The sequence below is a fragment of the Mesorhizobium sp. M0848 genome (assembly GCF_040319805.1).
GTDB lineage: Bacteria > Pseudomonadota > Alphaproteobacteria > Rhizobiales > Rhizobiaceae > Mesorhizobium.
The window spans coordinates 240,205-262,537 of the sequence record NZ_JAMYOM010000002.1 but is presented as its reverse complement, the minus strand read 5'-3'; the positions used below and the strand labels follow the sequence as shown (position 1 = coordinate 262,537).

18 protein-coding genes are annotated in these 22,333 nt (G+C 63.4%); 15 read left to right on the top strand and 3 right to left on the bottom strand.

Annotation, left to right across the window (positions count from 1 at the left end):
- Positions 1 to 31 precede the first annotated feature (31 nt).
- From NKH95_RS03100 to NKH95_RS03090, 3 genes are all read left to right on the top strand, one after another.
- Positions 32 to 1,018, top strand: coding sequence for an ABC transporter permease (locus NKH95_RS03100; RefSeq protein WP_128302453.1), 987 nt, complete (start codon positions 32 to 34; stop codon positions 1,016 to 1,018).
- A 3-nt stretch (positions 1,019 to 1,021) separates the two neighbouring features.
- Positions 1,022 to 1,813 (top strand): ATP-binding cassette domain-containing protein, encoded by a 792-nt coding sequence (locus tag NKH95_RS03095; RefSeq protein WP_023808705.1) that lies wholly within the window; start codon positions 1,022 to 1,024, stop codon positions 1,811 to 1,813.
- Positions 1,814 to 2,002: 189 nt separating this feature from the next.
- Positions 2,003 to 3,025, top strand: a complete 1,023-nt coding sequence (locus NKH95_RS03090; RefSeq protein ID WP_128302452.1) for a LacI family DNA-binding transcriptional regulator — start codon at positions 2,003 to 2,005, stop codon at positions 3,023 to 3,025.
- 329 nt (positions 3,026 to 3,354) lie between these two features.
- Here NKH95_RS03090 and NKH95_RS03085 read toward each other — a convergent pair whose 3' ends face one another.
- On the bottom strand, positions 3,355 to 3,945 hold the full coding sequence (locus NKH95_RS03085; protein WP_023808707.1) for a TetR/AcrR family transcriptional regulator: 591 nt from the start codon (positions 3,943 to 3,945) through the stop codon (positions 3,355 to 3,357).
- 243 nt (positions 3,946 to 4,188) lie between these two features.
- Here NKH95_RS03085 and NKH95_RS03080 point away from each other — a divergent pair, with 243 nt between their 5' ends.
- Genes NKH95_RS03080 through NKH95_RS03070 form a run of 3 tightly spaced genes read left to right on the top strand, consistent with a single transcriptional unit; the run spans position 4,189 to position 8,780 of the window.
- Complete coding sequence (locus NKH95_RS03080; RefSeq protein WP_023808708.1) at positions 4,189 to 4,443, top strand: hypothetical protein; 255 nt, start codon at positions 4,189 to 4,191, stop codon at positions 4,441 to 4,443.
- Positions 4,437 to 7,613, top strand: coding sequence for an efflux RND transporter permease subunit (locus tag NKH95_RS03075; protein ID WP_352440017.1), 3,177 nt, complete (start codon positions 4,437 to 4,439; stop codon positions 7,611 to 7,613). Before NKH95_RS03080 ends, NKH95_RS03075 begins: the two co-directional genes overlap by 7 nt.
- A gap of 15 nt (positions 7,614 to 7,628) precedes the next feature.
- Positions 7,629 to 8,780, top strand: a complete 1,152-nt coding sequence (locus NKH95_RS03070; RefSeq protein WP_352550921.1) for an efflux RND transporter periplasmic adaptor subunit — start codon at positions 7,629 to 7,631, stop codon at positions 8,778 to 8,780.
- 22 nt (positions 8,781 to 8,802) lie between these two features.
- On the opposite strand, the gene NKH95_RS03065 is transcribed toward NKH95_RS03070, so the two are convergent.
- Complete coding sequence (locus NKH95_RS03065; protein ID WP_352891031.1) at positions 8,803 to 9,735, bottom strand: LysR substrate-binding domain-containing protein; 933 nt, start codon at positions 9,733 to 9,735, stop codon at positions 8,803 to 8,805.
- Between the two features lie 102 nt (positions 9,736 to 9,837).
- On the opposite strand from NKH95_RS03065, the gene NKH95_RS03060 reads away from it, so the two are divergent.
- The 8 genes from NKH95_RS03060 (at position 9,838) to NKH95_RS03025 (ending at position 19,590) form a co-directional block, all read left to right on the top strand.
- Entirely contained in the window at positions 9,838 to 10,626 is a 789-nt protein-coding gene (locus NKH95_RS03060; protein ID WP_023808712.1) for a HalD/BesD family halogenase, read from the top strand.
- Between the two features lie 106 nt (positions 10,627 to 10,732).
- The gene (locus NKH95_RS03055) at positions 10,733 to 11,425 is read left to right on the top strand and encodes a GntR family transcriptional regulator (RefSeq protein WP_023808713.1); all 693 of its coding nucleotides are present in this window, start codon (positions 10,733 to 10,735) and stop codon (positions 11,423 to 11,425) included.
- Between the two features lie 35 nt (positions 11,426 to 11,460).
- Positions 11,461 to 12,567, top strand: a complete 1,107-nt coding sequence (locus NKH95_RS03050; RefSeq protein ID WP_352891029.1) for a mandelate racemase/muconate lactonizing enzyme family protein — start codon at positions 11,461 to 11,463, stop codon at positions 12,565 to 12,567.
- 1 nt (position 12,568) lies between these two features.
- On the top strand, positions 12,569 to 13,753 hold the full coding sequence (locus NKH95_RS03045; RefSeq protein WP_352891027.1) for a mandelate racemase/muconate lactonizing enzyme family protein: 1,185 nt from the start codon (positions 12,569 to 12,571) through the stop codon (positions 13,751 to 13,753).
- Positions 13,754 to 13,990: 237 nt separating this feature from the next.
- Positions 13,991 to 15,655, top strand: coding sequence for an ABC transporter substrate-binding protein (locus tag NKH95_RS03040; RefSeq protein WP_352440022.1), 1,665 nt, complete (start codon positions 13,991 to 13,993; stop codon positions 15,653 to 15,655).
- 71 nt (positions 15,656 to 15,726) lie between these two features.
- Positions 15,727 to 16,680 (top strand): ABC transporter permease, encoded by a 954-nt coding sequence (locus NKH95_RS03035; protein WP_352440115.1) that lies wholly within the window; start codon positions 15,727 to 15,729, stop codon positions 16,678 to 16,680.
- On the top strand, positions 16,677 to 17,555 hold the full coding sequence (locus NKH95_RS03030) for an ABC transporter permease (RefSeq protein WP_352440023.1): 879 nt from the start codon (positions 16,677 to 16,679) through the stop codon (positions 17,553 to 17,555). Before NKH95_RS03035 ends, NKH95_RS03030 begins: the two co-directional genes overlap by 4 nt.
- Positions 17,548 to 19,590 (top strand): dipeptide ABC transporter ATP-binding protein, encoded by a 2,043-nt coding sequence (locus tag NKH95_RS03025; RefSeq protein WP_352440024.1) that lies wholly within the window; start codon positions 17,548 to 17,550, stop codon positions 19,588 to 19,590. Before NKH95_RS03030 ends, NKH95_RS03025 begins: the two co-directional genes overlap by 8 nt.
- 26 nt (positions 19,591 to 19,616) lie before the next feature.
- Here the strand turns inward: NKH95_RS03025 and NKH95_RS03020 are convergent, their stop codons facing one another.
- Positions 19,617 to 20,519 carry a LysR family transcriptional regulator gene (locus tag NKH95_RS03020; RefSeq protein WP_023808720.1) on the bottom strand — a complete coding sequence of 301 codons (903 nt, stop codon included), beginning with the start codon at positions 20,517 to 20,519 and terminating at the stop codon, positions 19,617 to 19,619.
- A 113-nt stretch (positions 20,520 to 20,632) separates the two neighbouring features.
- Between NKH95_RS03020 and NKH95_RS03015 the strand changes: the two genes are divergently transcribed.
- The gene (locus tag NKH95_RS03015; RefSeq protein WP_352891025.1) at positions 20,633 to 22,288 is read left to right on the top strand and encodes an ABC transporter substrate-binding protein; all 1,656 of its coding nucleotides are present in this window, start codon (positions 20,633 to 20,635) and stop codon (positions 22,286 to 22,288) included.
- Positions 22,289 to 22,333 lie beyond the last annotated feature (45 nt).

The window sequence follows — 22,333 nt, the reverse complement described above, 5'->3', positions numbered from 1 at the left end:
CTCAGCCTTCCACTCATGTCGCGGATTGCCTGTGGAAAATCATTCGCTCGTCCAACGCCTGATCGCACGGCCGGAATTCGGCCCTTTCGTGCTGCTCGTCGTCGAGATCGCCGTTTTCTGGAGTTTCAACCACGACTTCCTGTCGCCGCAGAATATCTCCAATACGCTGGCCTTCACGGTCGAGCTCGGCCTGATCGCGCTGGCGATGACGCTGTTGATGACGTCGGGCGAGTTCGACCTCTCGGTCGGTTCCCTGTTCGGCTTCTCGCCGGTCTTGATGTGGACCCTGTTCAACAGCGGGCTGACCTCCCTTGAGGTCGGCTTTGTCGCCGCGCTGCTGGTCGCCGCCATCATCGGGCTGGTCAATGGCTGGTTCGTGACGCAGCTCAAGATCCCATCCTTCCTGGTGACGCTCGGCATGCTGCTTGTGGTGCGCGGCACCGCCCTTTTCGTCACCGACGGTTTTCCGCAGCGCACCTGGAGTGCGGAGGGCAGCTGGCTGGCCGAAGCGCTGGTCGGCGATTTCTTCATCGGACCGTTCCGCATCTACATGTCGCTGTTCTGGTTCATCGCCGCGGCGATCGCGCTCGGCTATGTGCTGACGCAAAGCCGCACCGGCAACTGGATCCAGGCGGCCGGCGGCAACCCGAGTGCTGCAAGGGCGCGCGGCGTCAATGTCAGCGGCGTCAAGATCGGCCTGTTCGTGCTGTCGTCGGTCATGGCTTCGCTTGCCGGCGTCATCTCGTCGCTGCGCACCTCGGCGGCCAACCCCAACAGCGGCACCGGCTATGAACTGGAAGTCATCGCCATGGTGGTGATCGGCGGTACCGCGCTGACCGGCGGGCGCGGCACGATCATCGGCACCGTGCTCGGCATCCTGATCCTGCGCGTGATGCGCAACGGCATCGTGCTGATCGGCGTGCCCGGTCTTGCCTACAACATCTTCATCGGCGCCATCATCCTTGGCATGATGGCGCTGCATTCATGGCTGGAACGCCGGCATCAGGCAGGGACTTGAACCATGGCCGAGCCACTGATCCGCATGACGAACATCCGCAAGTCCTACGGCCGCGTGCAGGCGCTGGAGGATGCCAATTTCCACGTCAATGAACGGGAGATCGTCGGCTTGCTCGGCGACAATGGCGCCGGCAAGTCGACGCTGATCAAGGTGCTCTCGGGTGCCGTTCCGCTGACCAGCGGCGACATCTTCATCCGCGGCAACAAGGTGAGCCTGCGCAGCACCAGCGACGCCATCGCCCACGGCATCGAGACCATCTACCAGGACTCGGCGCTGGTCACGCAACTGTCGATCGCCCGCAATCTGTTCCTCGGACGCGAGCCGATCAAGTCGCCGCGCTTTCTCAACCGGATGGACCAGGACGCGATGAACACGGTTGCCCGCGACTTGCTCAAGCAGGTCGGCATCTCGAAGAACATCCCGCCGACGACGCCGATCGGCTCGCTCTCCGGCGGCGAGCGCCAGGCGGTGGCGATCGCGCGCGCCATGCATTTCGACAGCGACCTGATCATTCTCGACGAGCCGACCAACAATCTCGGCGTCGCCGAAACACAGGGTGTGCTGAGCTTCGTGCGCAGCGCCCGCGATTCCGGCCATTCCTGCATTTTCATCGCCCACAACATCCACCATGTCTTCCAGGTGGTCGACCGCATCGTCGTCATGCGCCGGGGCAAGGTGGTTGCTGACGACATAGACCCCAAGAAGACCAGCGTGGCGGAGGTCGAACGGATCATTACCGGCATGTCGGACAAGGAGATCCGCGATGCCATCGCCGATGGCAAGCCATCGCACTGAGAATGGTGATGGGCGGCAATCACCCGTCACCTCAGATCGCATCGCTTGTCTGACGCGCCATCGCATGGCGAACAGGATTGCAGCATGAAAGCCACAGTCTCGGATACCGCACGCAACTGCGGGTGTGGGTTACGGCATGAAAGCCACTGTCTCCGATATCGCTCGTAGCTGCGGGCTGTGGGTTACGGCATGAAAGCCACTGTCTCCGATATCGCTCGTAGCTGCGGGCTATCGACCGCAACGGTCGACCGGGTGCTCAACAACCGGCCGGGTGCGAGTGCGGCCAACCGCCAGCGCGTCATGGAGGCGGCCAAGCAAGTCGGCTATCTGCCGGTCGCCGATCAGGTGACGCTACCCTCGCGGCCCGCCCACCTTGAATTCCTGCTGCCGATCGGCAGCAATGCCTTCATGCGCGATCTCGCCGGGCACATCGAGGACTACGCCGCGCGCCTGCCGCTTGTTGCCTCGTGCCGGATCCATAACCTCGCCGGTATCTCGCCGAACGCGCTGCAGAGCGCTGTCGAAAACCTTTCGCTCAGGGCCAATGGCGTCGGTGTCATCGCCGTCGATCATCCGCGTACGCGCAACATCCTGCACGACATCGTCGATGCCGGCATGCGCCTGGTGACGCTGGTGTCCGATGTTCCGGCGGCACCGCGCGCGGCCTATGTCGGCATCGACAACCGGGTGGCGGGACGAACGGCGGCGCTGCTGATGGGACGCTTCCTTGGCGGCCGAATCGGTCATCTGGCGATGGTCGTCGGCTCACGTTCCTATCGCGGCCACGAGGAACGCGAAATGGGTTTCCGCTCGGTGCTCAGTGAGGAGTTTCCCAATCTGACCGTCAGCAGCGCCGTCGAGGTCAACGACGAGCCCGATGCCAGCTACACCGAGACCATGAAGGCGCTGCACGACGAGCCGGAGCTGCTCGGCATCTATTGCGTCGGAGCTGGGCATTCGGGCGTTGCAAAGGCGATCCGCGAGGCCAGGCCGAACCGCAAGCCGGTGTTCATCTGCCACGACTTGACCAAGGACACGCGTGGTCATCTCGTCGACGACCTGCTCGATGTCGTCATCGACCAGAATGCCAGGCTGATCGCGGAACAGTCGGTCATTCGCCTGCTCGGCTCGATTGCCTCCTCGGCACCCTATCTGACGCGCAAGTTCATCGAACCGCGCTTGATCTTCAGGGAAAACGTCCCCGTGCAGTAATGCGAAATGGCTTGGCTAAACCGGGTTTCCGGATTTGTACGATAATTGGCACGGCAAATCTGCACAGCAGCTATGCAAGTTTCTTTGTTGCCGAATCGTTGGGCAACTCGTAGGTTCTGGTTGTCGGCCATCTACTCCTCCCAGATGCGATGCCGACGCTGAATGGGGTGCACCTCCTCCCGCGCCACATTCGAAAATCGAGCCCGCTGCCACCTCCTCCCGGCAGCGGGCTTTTTTCGTTTGGCCGGCAGGAATGGCGGTACAGCGACACCAAAGCACGCCCAGTCATCGCAGATGGAATGACGCACGTTGACAGGCCACGGGTCCCGTCAACCGGCGGCGGCGCCCCGGAAAGAAGCGATCAATCCTTCAGCCATGCGCACGAACTGCGTGCTCGGACCTTCCGAACCCACGGTCTGTACACTAACCCGCGCACCCTCGAGCAGAAGCGACAGCGTATCGGCGAGCAGTTCAGCCTGGCCGATGCCCGCGTCCCGACATAGCGTCACAAGGCGCTCGCGCTGGGCTTCTTTGAGTTCCTTGATCACCAGCCTGGCCGGATGGTCCGGCTCGGTCAGTTCAGCGGCGGCGTTGGCCATGTCGCAGCCGCGCCCGTCCGCATTGAGCATGGCAGCCGCCTTGCGAACCCAGGCATGCAGCTGGGCAAGCTTGTCACCAGGAAATTCGGCATCGAACGCATCCCACATAGCGCCGGCCTTGGCCGCATTGGCGCGCAGGCATTCGACGATCAGTTCGTCCTTGGATTCGAAGTGACGATAGAGCGTCATCTTGTTCGTGCCGGCAGCTTCGGTGATGGCGTCGACGCCGACGCCCTTGATGCCATGCTTGTGGAACATGTCGCGTGCCGTCTCCAGGATCCGATCCCGGGGACGAGAGCGCTCCACGATGCCGTCTGTCATCATGATCTCCTTTCGTTTCCAAAAAACCCTCGGCCACCTCTTGACTAGGGTGTTACCGGTCTGTAACTTCCAGAATGTTACTTACTGGTAACACCTATATCGTCCACCGTCAATAACAAGGCCGTGAACGGCCCTGCCAGACGAGAGGGGCGAGAAACTGCCAATCATGCGGCCTCGGCCGGTGAAGAGATTAAAAACGGTTCGCGAGCATGGGCTGCGAATCGACAGACAAGGAGCCGGCCAATGCCACAGCGCCGCGATCTTACCATAGATGAGGCCGTCCGGGATCCGATGATCCGGCTGGTCATGAAAGCCGATGGCGTCGACCCGCGCGCCTTCGAGACGATGCTGCGCTCGCTTGCCGATGCGCAGCGCAACGAGGTGCCGTTGCTGCATTCGCGGGACGACCTCGGTGACAAGCGCGGTCAAAGACTGTCCAGCGTCGCCAGCGCCTTCGGGCGGGCAAGAGCAGCCGGGGAGGCTTGCGTCTCGTGGTAAACTTTTTCATCCACCGTCCGATCTTCGCCTCGGCGATCGCCATCATCATGGTGCTCGCCGGGTCGATTTGTTATTTCCTGCTGCCCGTCTCGCAGTTTCCCGACATCACGCCACCGCAGGTCGTGGTCAGCGCCCACTATCCAGGCGCCAGCGCACAAGTGGTGGCCGATACGGTGACGACGCCGCTGGAGCAGCAGATCAACGGCGTGCAGGGCATGACCTACATGTCGTCGACGAGCTCCAATGACGGCTCCTCGACCATCACCATCACCTTCGATGTCGGCTATTCGCTGAGCACCGCCGCCGTCGACGTGCAGAACCGCGTCTCGCAGGCGGCTTCGTCGCTGCCGGCGATCGTCAACCAGGGCGGCGTGACGATCAAGAAGCAGAATCCGAACTTCGTCCTCATCGTCAACCTGACCTCACCCGACAGTTCGGTCGATCCGGTGGCACTGAGCAACCTTGCCTATCTGCAGGTGGTCGATCCGCTGAAGCGGCTGCCCGGCGTCGGCGATGTGCAGATCTTCGGCGAGCGGCGCTATTCGATGCGCGTCTGGCTCGATCCCGACAAGCTCGCCAATCTCGGCATCACCGCCGTCGATGTGCAGAACGCCATCGCCGAGCAGAATGTCCAGGTGGCGGCCGGCAAGATTGGCCAATCGCCGGCCCCGGCCGGCACCGCCTTCGAGATGCAGGTCAACGCCGTCGGCCGGTTGAGCGATCCAAAGGAATTCGGCGACATCGTCGTGCGCGCCAATACCGACACCGGCTCGCTGGTCAGGCTGCGCGACGTCGCCCGCATCGAGCTCGGCGCGCTGCAATATTCGTCGTCGGCCTTCTTCGGCAAGGACCCGACCGTGGTGCTTGCCGTCTACCAGATGCCCGGCTCCAACGCGCTCGATCTGCAGCAGCGCGTCAAGGACAAGATGCAGGAGCTGTCGGGCCGCTTCCCGAAGGGCGTGTCCTATGCGATGCACTACGACACGACGCGCTTCGTCTCGGCATCGATGCATGACGTGCTGATCACGCTCGGCGAAGCGCTGGTGCTGGTCGTCGCCGTGGTGTTCCTCTTCCTGCAAAGCTGGCGCACGACGATCATCCCGACCATCGCCATTCCGGTGTCGCTGGTGGCGACGCTGGTCGTCATGGAGATGCTCGGCTTCTCGCTCAACATGCTCTCCCTGCTCGGCATGGTGCTGGCGATCGGCCTCGTCGTCGACGACGCCATCGTCGTGGTTGAGAATGTCGAACGACAGCTGGAGGCCGGGCTCAAGCCGCTTGCGGCGACCAAGGCCGCAATGCGCGAGGTCACCGGACCGATCATCGCCACCACCGCGGTGCTGATGGCGGTGTTCGTGCCGGTCGCCTTCATTCCCGGCGTCTCCGGCAAGCTCTACAACCAGTTCGCGCTGACCGTGGCGATCTCCGTCGGCATCTCCGCCTTCAACTCATTGACGCTCAGTCCCGCGCTCAGTGCGGCCTTCCTGCGCCATCGCGGCGAGACGCAGTTCGCCCCGTTCCGCTGGTTCAATGCCGGCTTCGACAGGCTATCGCACGCCTACGCCAATGGCGTACGCATTCTCATCCGCTTGCGCTGGATCATGCTCGGCCTGTTCGCGGCCGGCCTGGTCGCCACCTACTTCGTCTGGCAGCGGCTGCCCTCGACCTTCCTTCCGGTCGAGGACCAGGGCTATTTCTTCGTCGTCATCCAGTTGCCCGACGGCGCGTCGCTGGAACGCACCGACGCGGTGGCGCAGAAGGCGCGCGACATCCTGCAGGCGACGCCCGGCGTCGAGATTGTCGGCTCGATCAGCGGCCTGAATTTCCTGACCAGTGCGGCGCAGTCGAATTCGGCGGTCGAATTCGCCATCCTGAAGCCCTGGGAGGAGCGCGGCCCCGACCAGAGCGCGTCGAAGCTCGTCGCCGATGTGCGCGGCAAGCTGATGCAGATCCCGGAAGCTTTCGCGCTGAGCTTCGATCCGCCGTCTATCCCGGGTATCGGCACCACAGGCGGCTTCGAATTCGTCGTCGAGGATCTGACCGGCCGCGGCAGTTCAGCCCTCAACGATGCGACGCAAGCCGTGATCGCCGAGGCGCGCAAGCAGCCGGAAATCAACCCGCAGCAGCTGTTCTCGCCGTTCTCGACCTCGACGCCGCAGTTCAACTACGACCTCGACCGCAGCAAGGCCAAACTGCTCGGCCTCAACCTGCCCGATGTCTTCAACACGCTGCAGATCTATCTCGGCTCGCTCTACGTCAACGACTTCAACCTGTTCGGCCGCACCTTCCGGGTGACCATCCAGGCCGACAAGGATGCACGTGCGGGTGCCGCCGACATTTCGCGGCTCTATGTACGCAATGCCTCCGGCGGCATGGTGCCGCTCTCGACGCTGGGCAAACTCGTGCCCTTCGTCGGCCCGGAGACCGTGCCGCATTACAACAACAATGCCTCGGCCTCGATCAATGGCGGTGCCGCACCCGGCTTTTCCTCAGGCCAGGCGGTTGCCGCGATGGAACGGGCCGCCGCCATTGCGCTGCCAAGGGATTTCGGTTTCGAATGGACCGGCATCACCTTCCAGGAGCTCAAGGCAGGATCGATCGCGTCCGTCGTCTTCGGCCTCGCCATCGTCTTCGTCTTCCTGATCCTGGCGATGCAGTATGAGAGCTGGGCGATGCCGTTCATGGTGCTGTTGGCGGTGCCACTGGCCCTGTTCGGCGCCTTCGTGGCCTTGTTGCTGCGTGGCATGCAGATTGACGTCTACTCGCAGATCGGCTTCGTCATGCTGATCGGCCTGGCGGCCAAGAACGCGATCCTGATCGTCGAGTTCGCAAGGCGACGGCGCGAAGAAGGCCTCAGCATCGTCGACGCGGCGATGGAGGCGGCACGGCTCAGGCTGCGGCCGATCCTGATGACGGCCTTCGCCTTCATCCTCGGCGTGCTGCCGCTGATGTTTGCGACCGGCGCCGGTGCGGCAAGCCGGCAGTCGATCGGCACCACCGTGTTCGGCGGCATGGTCGCGGCGACCATCCTGTCGCTGGTGTTCGTGCCGGTGTTCTACGCGGTCATCGAGCAGCTGCGCGAACGCCGCGGCAGTGACGAGCCCGCCTCTCAAGACAATGAACCAACGACTGAGCACGCTATCCCGCCCCTGGCGGAAGCGGCCGAATAAGATTGGAGACTGATCATGCGTAAATGGAAAATCGCGTTGGGAACGGCCGTCGCACTGGGAGCGATCTCGGTGGCCAGCGTCCACCTGCTCGACATGGGCAATCTCAGCCTCAATGCCGGCACGGCCGCAGCGACGCCTGCTCCGGCGGCATTCGTCATGCCGGTGCCGGTGGTCAGCGTCGTCAAGAAGACGATCCCGATCTACCTGGACTACGCCGCGCGGACGGAACCGATCCGCAGCATCACCTTGCAGGCCAGGATTCCGGGCTATCTGCAGGAGCAGACCGCAGCCGACGGCGTCGACGTCCGGCAAGGCGACCTTCTCTACAAGATCTCGCCTGACGACTTCCAGGCGGCTCTCGACCAGGCCAAGGCGCAAGTGCAGCGCGACACGGCGACGCTCGACTACGCCCGGTCCAATCTCGGTCGCGGCACCGAGCTCGCCAAGAGCGGCTACCTCGCCAAGGACGGGTTCGACCAGCGCACCAGCACCTTGCGCGAAGCGCAGGCGTCGCTGGCTGTCAACCAGGCGGCGGTCCGCACGGCAGAGCTCAATCTGGGCTATGCCGAAATCCGCGCGCCGTTTGGCGGGCGCCTGGGCCGCAACCAGGCCTCGGTCGGAACGCTGGTCAGCGTTGCCGGTACCGTGCTCAACACGCTGGTGCAGCTCGACCCGATCTACGTCACCTTCAACCCGAGCGAGACGGATCTGGCCGAGATCGAGCAAGCCCGTGCCAACGGCCCGATCGAAGTGGAGGTCCTGCTCCCCGGCCAGACCGAGGCCAGCCAAAAGGGTGAGCTTACCTTCATCGACAATTCGATCGACCGCTCGACCGGCACCATCACCGCGCGCGCGACGATCGGCAATGGCAAGTTCACGCTGCTGCCGGGCCAATATGTTCGTGTCCGGCTGCATGTGAGAGAGCAGGCCGACGCGCTGATGGTGCCGCAGACGGCGCTGGGCTCGAGCCAGCTCGGCAAATATCTCTATGTCGTCGGCAAGGGCAACACCGTCGACCAGCGGCTGGTTTCGCTAGGACCGACGAGCGGCGATCAGGTCGCCATCCTCAGCGGCGTCGCCGAGGGCGACCAGGTGATCACGGGCAATCTGCAGAAGATCGGACCCGGAGCGCCTGTATCGCCGATACCGGAAAAGCCGGCCACCTGAACACCCCCGTCAGGACCCGGCTTCAGCGCGGCGCCCCGCCCTTCCCCCGGGTGGGGGGCGCCGCTCGACTGAGCAGTTCCACCAGACCGGCAACATCGGCGCGGTCGGCCTTGGCCGGCGGCATAAACGCACAGTAGGGATGCCCGAGGCGCACCGAGACGGAGGAGAGCGCAATCAGCCGACCGGCCTCCAGATCGGCGCGCGCCATGACCCGCTGGCCAAGGGCGATGCCCAGACCCAGTCTTGCCGAGGCGATCGCCAGGCTGGACAGGCCGACGCGCCGCCCGTGCGACGGGTCGGGCGAGCGACTGCCGCCGGATGCCGCGAACCAGTCCGCCCAGGTCGGGTGCGAGGCATAGTTCGGCCCCCAATTGGTGTGGATGAACTGGCTCTCGTGCAAATCCGCCAGACTGGGATCGCCATTGCCGTGCCGGTGCCAGAATTCCGGTGCACAGACCGGCAGGACATCGTCATGGACGAGACGAACAAGTTTCAGCCCGGGATAGTGATAGTCGCCATAGCTGATGCGCAGATCGATGTTCTGGCGCATCAGGTCGACCGGATCGTCCTCGACCCGAACGTCGATCGCCATCTGCGGAAAGGCATCGAGAAGTACCGCCAGCCTCGGCGCCAGCCACAGTTCGGCCAACGAGAATGGCACACTGACGACCAGACGCGTCCGCACCCCGCCCTCCAGCATGCGCTGGCCTATGGTGGCGATGTCTCCCAAAGCTTTCGCTGTCTGCGGATAGATGGCGTGGCCGGCGTCGGTGAGCGCGATGCGATTGCCGCTACGCACAAACAGCTGCTTGCCGAACCAGCTCTCGAGGTTGCGGATCTGCTGGCTGACCGCCGCCGACGATACGCCGAGTTCAGAGGCGGCCAAAGTGAAGCTGCCGGCACGCGCCGCAACCTCGAAAGCCTTGATCGCATTCAGCGGCGGCAACCGTTCCACATCGAGTCCGTAAGTTTTTCTTGGCCAATCCTAACTATTTTCGACGTTGAGAGAAAGATTTTTTTGCCATCTCATAAGCTCACAACCTTCGGAGCCATGACGATGAAAGACATCCTCGATCTCAACCGCTATCCGCTCGACCGCGAAGGCAGCGCCGAATGGCAGCGCCTTGTCGAACAATCCGTCGCCGCGCTCGAAGCCGACGGCATGTTCAATCTGGAAGGGTTTTTGCGCCCCGGCGTGGCGGAACAAGCCGTGCGCGAAATCCAGCCGGTGATGGCCGCGCGCTCGCATGCGCACAAGCGCATGCACAACATCTACTTCAAGCCTGACATTCCCGAGCTTGCACCCGACCATCCGGCGCTGCGCAAGGTGGAGACCATCAGTCACACCGTCTGTGCCGACCAGATTCCTGGCAGTGTCGTGCTCGCCATCTACGAATACGAACCGCTACTGCGCTTCCTGGCAGCGACGATGGGCAAGCCCAGATTGCATGTCATGCAGGATCCCCTGGCCCGTACCAACGTCATGGCCTATCGCGCCGGCGAGGCTTTGAACTGGCATTTCGATCGTTCCGAATTCACGACGACGCTGCTGTTGCAGGCAGCGGAGCGTGGCGGCGACCTCGAATACCGCACCGATCTGAGGTCGGACGACAATCCCAACTATGACGGCGTCGCAAGGCTGCTGGAAGGGCGCGACCCCGATTCCAAGATCCTGTGCATGAAACCGGGCACACTCAATGTCTTCCGCGGCAAGAACACCGCGCATCGCGTCACCACCGTCGAAGGCGAGCGAGAGCGCATGATCGCGGTGTTTTCCTACTATGAGAAGCCCGGCGTGATGTTTAGCGCCGAGGAGCGCGTCGGCTTCTACGGCCGCGCCGCCTGAGACCGAAGAGGCAATATGCCAGCGGCCCCAAGAATCCGAAGATGACCTCTTGTTAGATTGTCGACAATCTGCTTGTCTTGCTTTCGATTTCCCTGGGAGCGGCCGAATGGCGAAAGCGGATTTCAGTCCGATTGCGGACACGACGCGACGCGCCGAGATCGTCGCGCTGTTGCGGCGCGCGATCCTGACCGGGCAGCTCGCACCCGGCCAGAAGCTCAACGAGCTGCGGATTTCCGAACAAATGCGGGTCAGCCGCGCGCCGTTGCGCGAGGCAATGCGCGAGCTGGTGCAGGAAGGCATCCTGACCAGCATTCCCTATGCCGGCACCTTTGTCATCGAGGTCACAGCCAAGGACATCGACGATGCCTATTCGTTCAACAAGGTGATGGACGAGCTGGCCATCGAGCGGGCGTGGCCGCTGCGCGACCAGCGCTTCTTCGACGAGCTCGACCGGCGCCACGAAGCCGTGAAGCAGGCGACCCGTGCGTTGGACACGACACGCCAAATCGAAACCGCGCTGCAACTGCATGGCCTGATCTACGAATGGGCCGACAATTCGGTGCTGCTGGAAACCTGGCAACGGCTGACCAGCCGGCTGCAGATGTATTTTGCGCTCCACCAACATGCCCGCAATGAGCCGGTTCCGGCCGAAGACGTTCACGAAACCTATGTGCGGTTGCTGAAGGGCAAGGACATGCGTGCCGCCCAGCGCCATGCCAGGGAGCACATCGATCTCGATTTCGAGGAGTTGCTTGCCTACGCGCGCGGCCTCGAACAACGCCCGTCGAGGGGCGCCTGACCCGTTCCCAACATCACAGACAGCGGACAAGACACGTGCAGATCGAAACCATCAAGGCCTACCATGTCGTGCAGCCCTTCGTGGACGGGCCATACCGCATGTCGAAGGGGCGCGAGGCCAACGCTTTCGACGCGGTGATCGTGTCGATCACCTCCGACAGCGGCCTTACCGGCTGGGGCGAGATGGCGCCGCTCGGCAATTTCTATTCGGCAGCCTTCCCGGCCGGCACCCGCGCCGGCGTGCCCGAAATCGCGCCGCACCTTATCGGCCACGATCCGCGCGGGCTGGCAAGCATCGGGCGGCTGATGGATACGGTGTTCAAGGGCCATTCCTACATCAAGTCGGCGCTCGACATGGCCTGCTGGGATCTGGCGGCACGAGCCGCCGACGTGCCGCTGGTAACGCTGCTGGGCGGCAAGGAGAGCGAGACGGCCGAACTCTACAAGGTCGTCACGCACGGCAGCGTCGACGCCATGGCCGCGCTGGCCAAGCGCATCGTCAAGGATGGTTTCCACCGGCTGCAGGTCAAGGTCGGCGGCAATGTCCATGACGACATCGAACGCGTCGCCGCGGTCGCCGCCTCGGTGCCGAAAGGCACGGTCATCTTCTGCGATGCCAACGCCGGCTGGACCCCCTACCAGGCGCGCCAGTTCGCCGACGCCACGCGCGCCATCGACTACACGTTCGAGCAGCCCTGCACGACAATCGAGGAGAACATGTCGGTGCGCCGCATGCTCGACAAACCGATGGTGCTCGACGAATCCGTCACCTCGCTCGAGGCGATGCTGGAAATCCATCGCCTGGGTGCGGCCGACGGGCTGACCCTGAAGATCTCGCGCCTTGGCGGCGTGACGAAGACGCGCCAGATCCGCGACGTTGCCGTCGACCTCGGCTTCATGATCACGGTCGAGGACACGGGCGGCGCCGAGATCGACACGGCGGCGATGGCGCATCTATCGCTGTCGACGCCGGAAGAGCGGCGGCTGCATGCGATCGCCTTCCATGAATGGGTGACGGTGCGCACGGCGTCGAACATGCCGCCGGTCACCGGCAGCCGCATGGGCGTTCCGGACGGACCGGGCCTCGGTATCGACGTCGTTCCCGATCTGCTGGGCAAGCCTTTCTTCGAAGTCGGCCGCTGAGATGAAAATCCGCAGCATCAAAGCCACGCCGATCAATTTGCGCCTCGAGGCGCCCTATGCCTGGGTGTTCGGCGAACTCGACGGATTTTCGCCGACCATCGTCGAAGTCGAGACGGAGGATGGCTTGATTGGCCTCGGCGAAGCGCCGACGCCGGCGGCGGCCGCGATCATCAACGATGTCCTGGCGCCATGGCTGGTCGGGCGCGATGCCTTCGACATCGCCGGCGCCGAGCATGTCTGCCTGCCCTTCTGGACCGGCGTGCAGTCGATCAACGACCGCACCGGCATCATGGCTTTCGGCGCCATCGAGATGGCTTTGTGGGACCTGCGCGGGAAGGCGTGGAACCAGCCGCTCTACCAGTTGCTCGGCGGCGCCGTGCGCAAGGACATCCCGTTCACCGACTATTTTTCGCTGCGCGGTGACGGGCCAAAGGTGAAGGGCGAGACGACGCCGGAGGAAGTCGCCGACTATTGCGTCGAATTGCACGAGACGCATGGAACGACCTTCTTCGAAGGCAAGTTCTCGACCGAAGATCCGAAAATCTCGCTCAGGATGGTCGAGCTGATCCGCAAGAAACTCGGCGACGATGCGATGATCCGCATCGATTCCAACCAGGCCTATTCGCTCAGCACCGCGCGTCGCCTAGCGCGGCCGCTGGAAGACCTCGGCGTGCGCAACTGGGAGGATCCGGTGGCGACGATCGAGGAGATGCGCGAATTGCGGCGCCATTGCTCGATCCCGTTTTCGACCCACAACATCGACATTGCGCGCGCCATGGAAACCAAGGTGCCGGACGCCTTCGTCGGCAACCCGACGACGCATGGCGGCATAGGCCGGCTGTTGCGCTTCGTCGGCGCCTGCGAGCATGCCGGCATCGATTTCTGGTGCTACAGCGGTGACAGCGGCATCGGCAGTGCCGCCTATCTGCACCTGTGCGCGGCACTAGGCTGGATCAGGGAGCCTAACCAGTCGCTGTTTCGCATGCTGCCGATGGATGTCACCGAGGAAGGGCCGTTTTCGCCGAGAAACAATTTCGTGCGCGTTCCGGAAGGTCCCGGTCTCGGCGTCACCTTATCGCGCGAAAACCTCGCTGCCTGTCACAGAGACTTTACCGAGAAAGGACCGTGCAACAAGTATCATGACCCGGCAAAGCCCGGAACCTATCGCCGTTTGCCGCTGAACTAGATGACGGCAAGACCGACGGCCAGGCACGAGAAGCCAACCACCGCGACTTCGGCCGGGAAGGTTGGACAAAGACGATGGAAGCAGTGCAGCCAGCAATCCGGCGCGTCCGTGCCACGACTAGATACCGGGCAAAACCGCATGCTAAGATTCCGATCGACAGGCCTCTCTGGCGATCCGAAATGGAGCAATCCACGAAATTTCGTCAACCATAAGAAATAGGGGAAAGGGTAAAAACCCATGAGCAAGAACTACACCATTCTCGACCTGATCCGGCGCAATCGCACGCCGCTTGAAAATCACCTGATCGACGGCCTTGTCGACGGTCGTGTCAGCCGCCGCGACTTCGTCCGTCACGGCAGCCTGCTCGGCCTGTCGCTGCCGCTGCTGGGCCGTATCGGCATGGCAGCCGGCCTCAGCGGCATGCCGTCGCTGGCGCGCGCCCAAGGCGCGCCCGGCGCCACCATCCGCGTCGCCAGCAGCGTGCCGGCAGCGACAATCGACCCGGTCACCATCGCTGACGCAGGCGGCCTGCTGGTCATGCAGCAGGTTGCCGAATTCCTTTGCGTCGACGGCCCTGACCTCGTTCTTCAGCCGGCCTTGGCCGAAAGCTGGAAGCCGAACGACAATGGCACCGTTTGGACCTTCAAGCTGCGCAAAGGCGTAAAATTCCACAGCGGCGGCGAGATGAAAGCCGACGATGTCGTGGCCAGCATCGACCGCCTTGCCGATCCGGCCAATTCGTCCAATGCGCTGTCGGTGTTCACCGGCATCCTGCAGAAGGGCGCCTCGAAGAAGGTCGACGACTACACGGTGGAATTCCACCTCGATGCGCCGAACGGCAACTTCCCCTACATGCTGTCGTCCGACAACTATAACGCCGTCATCATCCCGGCGAGCTACAAGGGCGACTATGAAAAGAGCTTCGACGGCACCGGGCCGTTCAGAATAGAGAAATACACGGCAAAGGTCGGTGCGTCCTTCGTCCGCAACGAGGACTATTGGGGGCCGAAGGCGCTGCCGGAACGCACCGAGTTCACCTTCTTCACCGACATGCAGCCGCAGATCCTGGCGCTGCAGGGCGGCCAGGTCGACATCATCAACCAGATGCCGGTGCTGGCCGGCGTCGCTCTGCTCAACGATCCGAACGTCGACATCATCAGCTTGAAGTCGTCAGCCCATCAGCAACTGCACATGCGCTGCGACGAGGGCCCGTTGAAGGATGCGCGCGTGCGCCGTGCCATTGCGCTCTGCCTCGATCGCGACAAGCTGGCCGCCGGCCTCATGAAGGGACGCTCCGCTCTGGGCAATGACAGCCCATTCGCCGCCGTCTATCCTTCGACCGATACGAGCGTGCCGCAACGCAAGCAGGATATCGCCCAGGCCAAGCAGCTCATGGAAGCAGCCGGCTTTGGCCAGGGCTTCAAGATAACCCTGACCACCGAACGCTACCTAGAAATCCCTGAATACGCCCAGCTCATCCAGAACTGGGTCAAGGAGATCGGTGTTCAACTCGACCTCAATATCCTCGACCAGAGCGGCTATTACGGAGACGCGGTGTTCGGCAAGTCGAACTGGCTGGATTCGGTGATGGGCATCACCGACTATGGTCACCGCGGCGTGCCGAATGTCTATCTCGCGGCACCGCTGAAGAGTGAAGGCACCTGGAACGCGGCACACTTCAAGAACAAGGACTATGATGCGCTGGCGACCAGCTACATCGCGGCCCTTGACCTCGAGGCGCAGAAGGCCGACGCCGGCAAGATCCAGAAGCTGCTGCTCGAGGAAACGCCTGTCATCTTCGGCTATTTCTACGACTATCTGACGGCGACGGCGAAGGGCGTGGCCGGCGTACAGCCGACCGCCATGTCGCAGCTGTTCCTCGATAAGGCATCGAAGGCCTGAGCGGAAAGGAAAAGCCAATCCTCTAACAGCCAGCTCCCGCATGGGGGCTGGCTCCACAAGGAGTCCTAGCCATTCTCTCCTTCCTTGTCCGGCGTGTCTCGCTGTCGCTCGTCACGCTGTTCCTGCTCAGCATCATGGTGTTCCTGGGCGGCCAGGTGCTGCCCGGCAATGTCGGGCGCGCAATATTGGGTCCGTTCGCAGACCAGCGCGCGGTCGACACGCTCAATCACACGCTCGGTGTCGATCGTCCGCTGCTGGCGCAGTATTGGAGCTGGATCTCCAATTTCGTCCAGGGCGACATGGGCACGTCCTACATCTTCCGCTCGCCGGTCGCGCCTTTCGTCATCGATGCGCTCGGCAATTCGATGAAGCTGGCGGCGGTCGCCTTCGTTCTGGTGGTGCCGATCGGCATTCTCGGCGGCGTCATTGCAGCGCTCAACCTCAACCGGCCGCTCGATCGCATCATCAGCCTTGGCGGCCTGTCGGTGACGGTGCTGCCGGAATTCGTCACCGGCATCATCCTGATCCTGATCTTCGGCGTGTGGCTGCGCTGGCTGCCGATCTCGGCCGCATGGCCGCGCGATGCCGGCTTCTTCACGCAGCTCTATTACCTGATCCTGCCCTCGCTGCCGCTGTTCCTGGTGCTGTTCGGCTACATCGCCCGCATGGCACGCTCCGGCATGATCGAGGCGCTCGATTCCGACTACACGCGAACGGCCGTGCTGAAGGGCCTGCCCTGGCGCACGGTGATCTGGCGGCATGTGCTGCGCAACGCGCTGCTGCCGACCATCACTGTCATCGCGACGCAGACCGGCTACCTCATCGGCGGCCTTGTCGTCATCGAAACGCTGTTTCGCTATCAGGGAATCGGGTCGCTGATCTTCACCGCCGCGCGCGGCAAGGATTTCCCGATGCTGGAGTCGGGCATCCTCACCATCGGCATTGTCTATGCCGTGGCCACCCTTGTCGCCGACTTCCTCTATTCCGTGCTCAATCCGCGTATCCGTCTGGGGTCAGATCAATGAGCGCCGTCCAAACCAGCTCTCCGACACCAGACGACACGCGCCGGCGCGGCCCGCTGGCGGAGGTCTTTTTCTCGCTGTTGCGCTCCCGAACATTCCTTGTTGGTTTCGCCATCGTGCTGTTCTGGGTTGCCTGTGCGCTGTTCGGCGAGCATTTCGCACCTTATGATCCACTTGCGGACGACATCATCAACGCGCTGGCGCCGCCCTCTTCCGAACACTGGTTCGGCACCGACCAGATCGGCCGCGACGTCTTCTCGCGCGTCATCGTCGGTTCGCGCGACATCCTGACCGTCGCACCGCTGGCAACCTTGCTGGCGACAGTGGCCGGCACGGCGCTCGGCCTCCTTACCGGCTATTTTCGCGGTCTCGTCGACGATGTCGTCAGCCGCATCCTGGAAGCCTTCATGGCGATCCCGGTGGTCATCGTCGCGCTGCTGGCCATCGTTGCGCTCGGCACCTCGAAGACGACCGTCATCGTCGTCATCGGCCTGAGCTTCGCGCCGATCATCGCGCGCACCGTGCGCTCGGCGGTGCTGGCCGAGCGCGAACTCGACTATGTCGCCGCCGCACAGCTTCGGCATGAAAGTGCGCTGCATACAATGTTCGTCGAGATCCTGCCCAACGTCATCCCGCCGATCCTGGTCGAAACCACCGTGCGGCTCGGCTATGCCATTTTCGCCGTCGCCACGCTCTCCTTCATGGGCTTTGGCATCCAGCCGCCCTCGCCCGACTGGGGGCTGTCGATCTCCAACAATTACGGCATGATCGGCGGCGGCTTCTGGTGGACGGTGCTGTTCGATGCGCTCGCCATCGCTTCGCTGGTGATCGGCGTCAATCTGGCGGCCGACGGCGTTCACGGAGCGCTCAATGACTAACTCCGCCAAGGCCGGAAACGCACTCGAACTCACCGATCTTTCGGTTGCCTACCGCGTCGCCGGCCGCAATCGCGCCGTGCTGCGCAACCTCAGCCTCAGCATCGGCCAGGGCGAAGCCTACGGTCTGGTCGGCGAATCCGGTTGCGGCAAGTCGACAGTGGCGCTCACTGTCGTGCGTTATCTTCCTAGAAACGGTTCGATCACCGGCGGCGCCATCTCCCTCGATGGCCAGAATGTGATGAAGCTGGACGCCGAGGCGCTCAGGCGGGCGCGCGCGGAAAGCGTCTCCATGGTCTATCAGGACCCGGGCAAGGCGCTGAATCCGTCGATCCGCGTCGGCCGTCAGCTGACCGAGATTTTTGAACTCGGCGGCATTTCGGGACAAGCGGCCACCGACCGGGCGATTGCGATGCTGAACCGCGTGCGCATCTCCGACCCCGTCAGCGTCATGCAGCGCTACCCGCACCAGCTTTCCGGCGGCATGCAGCAACGCGTGGCGATTGCCATGGCGCTGGCCAACGATCCGTCGATGCTGATCCTCGACGAGCCGACCACCGGCCTCGATGCGACGGTGGAGGCCGAAGTGCTCGACCTGATCGCACAGCTCAGGCAGGAACTGTCGGCCTCTATCCTGTTCATCAGCCACAACCTCGCGGTCGTTTCCAACATGTGCGACCGGGTTGGCGTGCTCTATGCCGGCATGCTGGTCGAGGAAGGGCCGACGGAGGTCGTGTTCAACGATCCGCGCCATCCCTACACGGTGGCGCTGCTGCGCTGCCTGCCGCGCGGTGGCCAGCGCAAGGATCAGGGCCGCCTCGACACCATTCCGGGGTTTCTGCCCGGCATCGGGGCCGACATCAAGGGCTGCGCCTTCGCCGACCGCTGCGCGCTCGCCGACGACCGTTGCCGCACCGAATTGCCGCCGCTCTATGATCTGAGTGACGAACGCGGGAGGCGCTTGTCACGCTGCCACTATCACGACAAGGCGCAAGCGTTGCCGCGTGCGACACCGAGCGATGTGGCGCCGGCGCCAAAGGTGGCAGCAGCACCGGTGCTGCGCGTCGCCGGGCTGAACAAGACCTATGCCAGCCACGGCCATGCACTGCGCGCCGTCAAGGACGTCTCGCTTGATCTCAGACCCGGCGAGACGCTCGGGCTGGTCGGCGAGTCCGGCAGCGGCAAGACGACCTTTGCCAGGCTGCTGCTCGGCCTGGTGCCGCCAGACGCAGGCGGCACCATCGAGCTGGAAGGCAAGGCGCTGGCGCCACGGCTGGAGAACCGCAGCGACGACCAGATCAAGGCGATGCAGATCGTCTTCCAGAATCCGGATTCCGCACTCAACCGCTCGCATTCGATCCGCCACCTGATCGGCCGCGCGCTGAAGCGGCTGGCGGGCCTCTCCGGCAAGGCGCTGGAGGCTCGTCTCAACGACCTCGTCCGCTCGGTGCGGCTCACAGACCGGCATCTTGCCGTCAAGCCACGCCAGCTTTCGGGCGGCCTGAAGCAGCGCGTTGCCATCGCGCGCGCCTTCGCTGGCGATCCGCGCATCGTCGTCTGCGACGAGCCGACCTCGGCGCTCGACGTGTCGGTACAGGCAGCGATCCTCAATCTGCTCGCCGACCTGCAATCCAAGGAAGACGTCAGCTACATCTTCATCTCGCACGACCTTGCCGTGGTGCGTTACCTCTCCGACAAGATCGCCGTACTTTATCTCGGCCGCATCATGGAACTAGGACCGTCGGAAGACGTCTTTTCCGGCCCGCATCATCCCTATACCGAAGCGCTGCTGTCGGCCGTGCCCAAACTCGACCAGACCGAGACGGCGCGTATTCGTCTCGATGGCGAAATCCCCAGCGCCACCAACCCGCCGTCGGGCTGCGTGTTCCACACGCGTTGCCCGCGCAAGATCGGCCCGATCTGCGAACAGCAGGAGCCGCCACTCAGCGAAGCCCAGCCCGGCCATTCGATCCGCTGCCACATTCCTTACGCCGAACTGGCTAGGCTGCAGAGGGCGGTCGCAACCGAGCCGGCATAGCGCTGTCGCTCGCGTGGCTTGGCCGGTCAGATCTGCCCGGCCATGCCGAGGGAACGGTCACCTTCCGAAAAGCCCTGAACTTCAGCCCAGTCCCTGGCCAGCGTACGCAGCCCGGTGAGCGCGACATCCAGGACATCCGAAGACACGGGATTCGAGGGATAGGCGAGGTAGATTGGCCGCTGGAATACCGGTGTGTTGTCGATGCGCCGCATCTCACCGCGCTCGATATGGCCGCTGACGGCGCTGAGCGGCAGATAGGCGGCGGCTTGCTGCGACAGGACATGCTGGAGGCCGATGAAGACCAGCCCGGCCGATATGGCCGGCTTGACCATGCCGGCAAAGGCGCGGTCGTGCTCGATGCGGAATTCCAGTCCCCAGTCCATCAGGATATAGTTTTCGGTCCATGGCTTGGTCTGTGCGGCGTGCTGGACGAGCACGACCTGATCGACGGCCAGCGTCTCGTAGACAATGCCGGGATGCGGTCGCGGAAGATAGAGGATGCAGATGTCGAGCAGGCCTTCTGCCAGCTGGTCGATCGCCAGATCCGGGAAACTGCCTTCAAGCCGCAGCGCCACGTTCGGCCGCCTGGCGCGCATCCACTCGACCCAGGGCGAGGTGATGCGGTCCCAGAGATAGGCCGGCGCGGTCAGCCGCAGCAAGGTTTCGTAGCCATCGGGAACGGCGATATCCTGCCGTGATTGCTCCCAGGTGCGGGTGATGGACGATGCGTGCGGCAGGAATTGCCGGCCGGCCGGCGTCAGCGTGACGCCATCGCGGTCGCGCACGAACAGCCGGCGTCCCAACTGATCCTCCAGTCCCCTGATCCGCGCACTGACCGTGGACTGGGCGAGGTTGAGCCGGCTGGCCGCGACGGTAAAGCTGCCATGGGTGGCGACTTCGAGAAAGCTGCGCAGATTTTCAGTGTCCATACCCACCTCTTGCATCGAAAATTTCGATGACCCCTATCAAAAAATATCGCTTTCCGGCGGCAGTCAACAATGAACTAGATGACTGAATCCCAAGACAAGCGAGGAATCCAGCCATGCCCAAGCATTTCCGGATGATCGACAACGCTCGCAGAACGCTCACTGCAATCGAAAATTCCGCTGTCGACGAATTGCTGGCCGGCAGGATGGGCCGGCGCGACTTCCTGCGCCATGGCAGCGTGCTTGGCCTCTCCCTGCCGTTCCTGGGCAGCCTTGTCGCAGCAGTTGGCTTCGGTACACAGCAGGCACGCGCCGAGGGCAAGCCGGGCGGCACGGTGCGCGCCGGCGTGGCGACGCCGGGCGGCGCCATCGATCCCGTCACCTACTATGACAGCGGCAGCTATCAGCTGGTTTTCCAGACCGCCGAGTTTCTCTGCATCACGCAGCCGGACCTCACCTTGAAGCCGGTGCTGGCGGAAAGCTGGGCGCCGAACGAGGACGGCAGCATCTGGACCTTCAAGCTGCGCAAGGGCGTGAAATTCCACAATGGCGAGGACTTCAAGGCGGACGACGTCGTCGCGACCTTCGACCGGCTGGCTGACCCCAACGGTGCCTCCAACGCGCTGTCGGTGTTCAAGGGGCTGCTGTCTAAGGGCGGCACCCGGAAGGTCGACGACCACACCGTCGCCTTCCATCTCGATGCGCCGAATGGCAGCTTTCCCTATTCAGTGTCGATCGACAATTACAACGCCGTCATCCTGCCGGCGAGCTACAAGGGTGATTACGAAAGGACCTTTGAAGGCACCGGACCGTTCCGGCTGGAAAGCTACACGCCAAAGGTCGGCGCGACCTTCATCCGCAACCCCGACTATTGGGGTGAGAAGGCGCTGCCCGACCGGCTTGAGTTCAAGTTCTACGGCGATGTGCAGCCACGCATCCTGGCGCTGCAGGCCGGCGAGGTCGACATTCTCGATGCTGTTCCGCTCGATGTCAGCCAGGTCGTGCTGAACAGTCCTGATATCACCGTGTTGCGTGTCGCTTCGACCGCGCACCGCCAGCTTCACATGCGCTGCGACACCGGCCCGTTCACCGACAAGCGCGTGCGCCAGGCGCTGGCGCTGTGCATCGACCGCTCCAAGCTGGTCGACGGCTTGTGCCGCCGCATGGCGGCGACCGGGAATGACAGCCCGTTCGCGCCGGCCTTCCCTACGACCGACAAGTCGGTGCCGCAACGCGTCCAGGAGATCGCCAAGGCCAAGCAGTTGCTCGATGCGGCGGGTCTCGCCGAAGGCTTCGACATCACGCTGACCACGCTGCGCTATTCCGACATTCCGGGCTATGCGCAATTGTTCCAGAATTTCGCCAAGGAAATCGGCGCGCGCATCTCGCTCAACATCGAGGACCAGGACAAATATTACGGCAAGGCGGTGTTCGGCCAGTCGGACTGGCTGGACAGCCCGCTGGGGATCACCGACTACGCGCATCGCAGCGTGCCGAACGTGTTTCTCAAGAGCCCGCTGGTCAGCGACGGCCCGTGGAACGCGGCGCATTTCAAGAGCCCGGCCTATGACGGCATGGTCACCAGCTATCTCAAGGCGCTCGATGTCGGCGCGCAGCGCGCCGCCGCCTCCGACATCCAGAAACTGCTGCTCGACGAGACGCCTGTCATCTTCAGCTATTTCCCCGATCTGCTGGTGCCGGTGCGCAAGAATGTCAGCGGCCTGCCGCCGATCGCGGCCGGCCTGCTGCTCGACCGCGTGTCGTTGAGCTGATCGTGCCCCAACGCCCGATGACAAAAGAAACAAAACGGGAGACTA

What these genes read in the sequence shown, in the direction of transcription:
- NKH95_RS03095 (WP_023808705.1), top strand. Translation starts at nt 1,022, where the DNA reads ATGGCCGAGCCACTGATCCGCATGACGAACATCCGCAAGTCCTACGGC.
- NKH95_RS03090 (WP_128302452.1), top strand. Translation starts at nt 2,003, where the DNA reads ATGAAAGCCACTGTCTCCGATATCGCTCGTAGCTGCGGGCTATCGACC.
- NKH95_RS03085 (WP_023808707.1), bottom strand. Translation starts at nt 3,945, where the DNA reads ATGACAGACGGCATCGTGGAGCGCTCTCGTCCCCGGGATCGGATCCTG.
- NKH95_RS03080 (WP_023808708.1), top strand. Translation starts at nt 4,189, where the DNA reads ATGCCACAGCGCCGCGATCTTACCATAGATGAGGCCGTCCGGGATCCG.
- NKH95_RS03070 (WP_352550921.1), top strand. Translation starts at nt 7,629, where the DNA reads ATGCGTAAATGGAAAATCGCGTTGGGAACGGCCGTCGCACTGGGAGCG.
- NKH95_RS03060 (WP_023808712.1), top strand. Translation starts at nt 9,838, where the DNA reads ATGAAAGACATCCTCGATCTCAACCGCTATCCGCTCGACCGCGAAGGC.
- NKH95_RS03055 (WP_023808713.1), top strand. Translation starts at nt 10,733, where the DNA reads ATGGCGAAAGCGGATTTCAGTCCGATTGCGGACACGACGCGACGCGCC.
- NKH95_RS03045 (WP_352891027.1), top strand. Translation starts at nt 12,569, where the DNA reads ATGAAAATCCGCAGCATCAAAGCCACGCCGATCAATTTGCGCCTCGAG.
- NKH95_RS03040 (WP_352440022.1), top strand. Translation starts at nt 13,991, where the DNA reads ATGAGCAAGAACTACACCATTCTCGACCTGATCCGGCGCAATCGCACG.
- NKH95_RS03030 (WP_352440023.1), top strand. Translation starts at nt 16,677, where the DNA reads ATGAGCGCCGTCCAAACCAGCTCTCCGACACCAGACGACACGCGCCGG.
- NKH95_RS03025 (WP_352440024.1), top strand. Translation starts at nt 17,548, where the DNA reads ATGACTAACTCCGCCAAGGCCGGAAACGCACTCGAACTCACCGATCTT.
- NKH95_RS03020 (WP_023808720.1), bottom strand. Translation starts at nt 20,519, where the DNA reads ATGGACACTGAAAATCTGCGCAGCTTTCTCGAAGTCGCCACCCATGGC.
- NKH95_RS03015 (WP_352891025.1), top strand. Translation starts at nt 20,633, where the DNA reads ATGCCCAAGCATTTCCGGATGATCGACAACGCTCGCAGAACGCTCACT.